Raw genomic sequence first — 5577 nt, forward strand, 5'->3', positions numbered from 1 at the left:
AAGGCGGCGACCTACTCTCCCACCTGGAGGGCAGTACCATCGGCGCTGGCGGGCTTAACTTCCCTGTTCGGAATGGTAAGGGGTGAGCCCCGCCGCTATAGCCACCTTGGGCCTTCGGCCCCGCAACGGGTGCGGGGCGCTAATATCCTGACATAGAGGGAACGGGAGGATACGGTCGGTGCGGACACCGAAAAAAACGCCTGTTGAGCTGGCCGGCCCCCGCAACGGGTGCGGGGGCGGCGCGTACACAAGCTTACGGGCAATTAGTACCACTCGGCTGCGCGCGTCGCCGCGCTTCCACCTGTGGCCTATCGACGTGGTAGTCTCCCACGGCCCTTTAAAGAAATCTCATCTCGTGGCGGGTTTCGCGCTTATATGCTTTCAGCGCTTATCCCTTCCGGACGTAGCTACCCGGCGGTGCCATTGGCATGACAACCGGTACACCAGCGGTCCGTCCAACCCGGTCCTCTCGTACTAGGGTCAGGTCCACTCAAATTTCTAGCGCCCACTGTAGATAGAGACCGAACTGTCTCACGACGTTCTGAACCCAGCTCGCGTGCCACTTTAATGGGCGAACAGCCCAACCCTTGGGACCTTCTCCAGCCCCAGGATGTGACGAGCCGACATCGAGGTGCCAAACCCCCCCGTCGATGTGAGCTCTTGGGGGAGATCAGCCTGTTATCCCCGGAGTACCTTTTATCCTTTGAGCGATGGCCCTTCCATGCGGGACCACCGGATCACTATGCTCTACTTTCGTACCTGATCGGCCTGTGTGCCTCTCAGTCAAGCTCCCTTGTGCCATTGCACTCTGCACACGATTGCCAACCGTGTTGAGGGAACCTTTAGAAGCCTCCGTTACTCTTTTGGAGGCGACCACCCCAGTCAAACTACCCACCAAGCACTGTCCCCCTCGCGGGGTTAGGCCCTAAACAAACAAAGGGTGGTATTTCAACGGCGGCTCCAGCGCGCCTGGCGACGCACCTTCGAAGCCTCCCACCTATCCTACACATTGTTTGCCCAGGGTCAATACTAAGCTATAGTAAAGGTTCACGGGGTCTTTTCGTCCCACAGCGGGTAAACGGCATCTTCACCGTTACTACAATTTCACCGAGCTCATGGCCGAGACAGTGTCCAGATCGTTGCACCATTCGTGCAGGTCGGAACTTACCCGACAAGGAATTTCGCTACCTTAGGACCGTTATAGTTACGGCCGCCGTTTACCGGGGCTTCGGTTCGACGCTTCGCTTACGCTTACGCCTCCCCTTGACCTTCCGGCACCGGGCAGGTGTCAGGCCATATACTTCATCTTTCGATTTCGCATAGCCCTGTGTTTTTGATAAACAGTCGCCTGGACCTCTTCACTGCGGCCCCGCACGAGTGCGGGGCGACCCTTCTCCCGAAGTTACGGGTCGATTTTGCCTAGTTCCTTAGCCATGAATCTCTCGAGCACCTTAGAATCCTCATCCCAACTACCTGTGTCGGTTTGGGGTACGGGCTGCCTCGCTCGCTTTTCTTGGGAGTCGATACCCTGGGTTATCGCCTTGGCCGTGGCCTCGGCGTACTATCCCACGCTTCCGCGTGGTTCAACGTGCTGTTCCGTCAGCACGCACCAGGTCCTCGCCTCCGTCGCTTTTGGCGCGGGCAGGTACCGGAATATTAACCGGTTGTCCATCCACTTCCCCCTTCGGGTTCGCGTTAGGTCCCGACTGACCCCCGGCTGATTAGCATGGCCGGGGAAACCTTGGTCTTTCGGTGTGCGGGTTTCTCGCCCGCATTATCGTTACTTATGCCTACATTTTCTTTTCCATGCGCTCCAGTATGCCTCGCGGCAAGCCTTCGGCGCCCATGGAATGCTCCCCTACCCAGTATAAATACTGCCATAGCTTCGGTAATATGCTTATGCCCGATTATTATCCATGCCGGACCGCTCGACTAGTGAGCTGTTACGCACTCTTTAAATGAATGGCTGCTTCCAAGCCAACATCCTAGCTGTCTGTGCAGTCCAACCTCGTTTGTTCAACTCAGCATATATTTGGGGACCTTAGCTGATGGTCTGGGTTCTTTCCCTCTCGGACATGGACCTTAGCACCCATGCCCTCACTGCCGGGAAACGTTTCATAGCATTCGGAGTTTGTCAGGAATTGGTAGGCGGTGAAGCCCCCGCATCCAATCAGTAGCTCTACCTCTATGAAACTATCGTCCGACGCTGCACCTAAATGCATTTCGGGGAGTACGAGCTATTTCCGAGTTTGATTGGCCTTTCACCCCTACCCACAGGTCATCCCAAGACTTTTCAACGTCAACGGGTTCGGGCCTCCACTATGTGTTACCACAGCTTCACCCTGCCCATGGGTAGATCACACGGTTTCGCGTCTGCCTCTGCCAACTAAAGCGCCCTGTTCAGACTCGCTTTCGCTGCGGCTCCCCCGCTTAACGGGTTAACCTCGCTGGCAACGGCAACTCGTAGGCTCATTATGCAAAAGGCACGCCGTCACGGATCAAGTCCGCTCCGACCGCTTGTAGGCGCATGGTTTCAGGTTCTGTTTCACTCCCCTGTTCGGGGTTCTTTTCACCTTTCCCTCACGGTACTGGTCCACTATCGGTCTCCCAGGAGTATTTAGCCTTGGCGGATGGTCCCGCCGGATTCACACAGGGTTTCTCGTGCCCCGCGCTACTCAGGATACTGCTATGCCTTATATCCAGTTATCTGTACAGGGCTGTCACCTTCTACGGCCGCGCTTTCCAGCGCGCTCCAGTTCCTGATACAGGCAATGTCGCAGTCCTACAACCCCGGGCCGTCCGTAAACGGACCGGTTTGGGCTAATGCGCGTTCGCTCGCCGCTACTAGCGCAATCACTGTTGTTTTCTCTTCCTCCGGCTACTTAGATGTTTCAGTTCACCGGGTTCGCCCCCCTTGCGGGGTGATACCGCTTCACGGTACCGGGTTGCCCCATTCGGAAATCCGCGGATCGATTCGTATGTGCCGATCCCCGCGGCTTATCGCAGCTTATCGCGTCCTTCGTCGCCTCTGGGAGCCTAGGCATTCCCCATGCGCCCTTGATTTGCTTGTTGTACTTTTTTGCTCTTAAATGAGTTTGATTCAATGTCAGGCCGCGCCCCGAGGGGCACGGCCATCGCTTTTCTCGTATTCTCTTGTTCCCAATATGTCAATGAACCGTCTGGACCCGCTCCCGCGCCCGGCCGATAGAAACCGGCAGCTAAGGGCACGGAACGCTTGATGTCCGTGGTGGAGAATATCGGAGTCGAACCGATGACCTTCCCGCCCGTGGCGGGACGCCCTAGCCCCATTCGGCCAAGACCCTCTCTTCAGTATGTTATGAACGCGCACCCCCGAAGAGGTACGGCAAAATAGTGGAGAATATCGGAGTCGAACCGATGACCTTCCCGCACAAAAGCGGGACGCTCTAGTCCCTTTTGACTAAAACTCTCTTATTCTTCATTACTCAATGAACGTAACGGTTTTTACACTTCCGCTAAAGTGTTGTGGAGAATATCGGAGTCGAACCGATGACCTCCTGCGTGCAAGGCAGGCGCTCTAGCCAGCTGAGCTAATTCCCCATAACTAGTAGTTAGTAATGAGCAGTCAGTAGTTAGTACATAACCACTTACCCAACTTCCAGAATTTCCTTCCATCATAAAATGAACTCAACAGTAGTCTCAGGCAGACTCGAACTGCCGACCTCTACATTATCAGTGTAGCGCTCTAACCAGCTGAGCTATGAGACTCTACAGTCCATAAAGTAGGTATAATTGACAGTTTAGACCAAGCGAGCCCCCCTCGGTCAAGGGGTATCTCGATGTTTGCCGACAAGGCACTCTCTAGAAAGGAGGTGTTCCAGCCGCACCTTCCGGTACGGCTACCTTGTTACGACTTAGCCCCAGTTACCGGTTTTGCCCTAGGCAGCTCCTTGCGGTCACCGACTTCAGGCACCCCCAGCTTCCATGGCTTGACGGGCGGTGTGTACAAGGCCCGGGAACGTATTCACCGCACCATGGCTGATGTGCGATTACTAGCGATTCCAGCTTCACGGGGTCGAGTTGCAGACCCCGATCCGAACTGAGACCGGCTTTGAGGATTCGCTCCTGCTCGCGCAGTGGCTGCCCTCTGTACCGGCCATTGTAGCACGTGTGTGGCCCAGGACGTAAGGGCCGTGATGATTTGACGTCATCCCCACCTTCCTCGCGGTTTGCACCGGCAGTCCGGCCAGAGTTCCCATCGTTACATGCTGGCAACTGACCGCAGGGGTTGCGCTCGTTATAGGACTTAACCTGACACCTCACGGCACGAGCTGACGACAACCATGCAGCACCTTGCAGCCTGCCCGAAGGAGGGGGCGTTTCCGCCCCTGTCAGACTGCATTTAAGCCCTGGTAAGGTTCCTCGCGTATCATCGAATTAAACCACATGCTCCACCGCTTGTGCGGGCCCCCGTCAATTCCTTTGAGTTTCATTCTTGCGAACGTACTCCCCAGGTGGGTCACTTATCACTTTCGCTTGGCCACTGGGCACCCAATCGCGCCCAACAGCTAGTGACCATCGTTTACGGCGTGGACTACCAGGGTATCTAATCCTGTTCGCTCCCCACGCTTTCGTCCCTCAGCGTCAATATAGTGTTAGCGACCTGCCTTCGCAATTGGTGTTCTGAGCAATATCTATGCATTTCACCGCTACACTGCTCATTCCAGCCGCTTCACACTAATTCAAGACCGCCAGTATCAAGGGCAATTCTACGGTTGAGCCGCAGACTTTCACCCCTGACTTAACGGCCCGCCTACGGACCCTTTAAACCCAATGATTCCGGATAACGCTTGCACCCTCCGTATTACCGCGGCTGCTGGCACGGAGTTAGCCGGTGCTTATTCCCACGGTACCGTCAGCCCCCTACACGTAGGGGGGTTTCTTCCCGTAAAAAAGCAGTTTACAACCCGTAGGGCCGTCTTCCTGCACGCGGCATGGCTGGATCAGGCTTCCGCCCATTGTCCAATATTCCTCACTGCTGCCTCCCGTAGGAGTCTGGTCCGTGTCTCAGTACCAGTGTGGGGGATCCCCCTCTCAGGGCCCCTACCCATCAAAGCCATGGTGTGCCGTTACCACACCATCAAGCTAATGGGACGCATGCCCATCCACCACCGTAACCTTTACTGCGGTACCCCATGCGGGGACCGCAGGCCATGAGGGGTTAATCCAAGTTTCCCTGGGCTATCCCTCGGTGGTGGGCAGGTTGCATACGCGTTACGCACCCGTGCGCCGGTCGTCACCAGGGGAGCAAGCTCCCCCGTGTTACCCCTCGACTTGCATGTGTTAGGCCTGCCGCTAGCGTTCATCCTGAGCCAGGATCAAACTCTTCATCGTGTATTCATAAATAACTTATGCCATAACGCCGACAAAAAGATCGCCCCAAAAGAACCACAGGAGTCTCACTTAGTCTAAATCTAATGTAAGGACACTACTTCTAAAAATAGCGCCCATACGCTGTCAATTACAATACCTCAATGAACTCGCCGGTCAAAAAAAATCCCGGCATCAATCTGTCGGCCGACGGGGAGTCGAACCCCA

At 55.7% G+C, this 5577-nt stretch carries 2 tRNA genes and 3 rRNA genes; all 5 read right to left on the reverse strand.

The features are described from left to right. Nucleotides 1-109: ribosomal RNA gene (gene rrf / locus I4Q58_RS15235) — 5S ribosomal RNA — on the reverse strand; the annotation flags it as partial. A gap of 134 nt (nt 110-243) precedes the next feature. Next, nucleotides 244-3072: ribosomal RNA gene (locus tag I4Q58_RS15240) — 23S ribosomal RNA — on the reverse strand. Between the two features lie 433 nt (nt 3073-3505). After that, a tRNA-Ala gene (locus I4Q58_RS15245) sits at nt 3506-3579 on the reverse strand. A gap of 94 nt (nt 3580-3673) precedes the next feature. Next, a tRNA-Ile gene (locus tag I4Q58_RS15250) sits at nt 3674-3747 on the reverse strand. 97 nt (nt 3748-3844) lie between these two features. After that, nucleotides 3845-5373 (reverse strand): 16S ribosomal RNA (locus tag I4Q58_RS15255). Nucleotides 5374-5577: the final 204 nt, after the last annotated feature.

The sequence above is a fragment of the Luteirhabdus pelagi genome (assembly GCF_016827595.1).
GTDB lineage: Bacteria > Bacteroidota > Bacteroidia > Flavobacteriales > Flavobacteriaceae > Luteirhabdus > Luteirhabdus pelagi.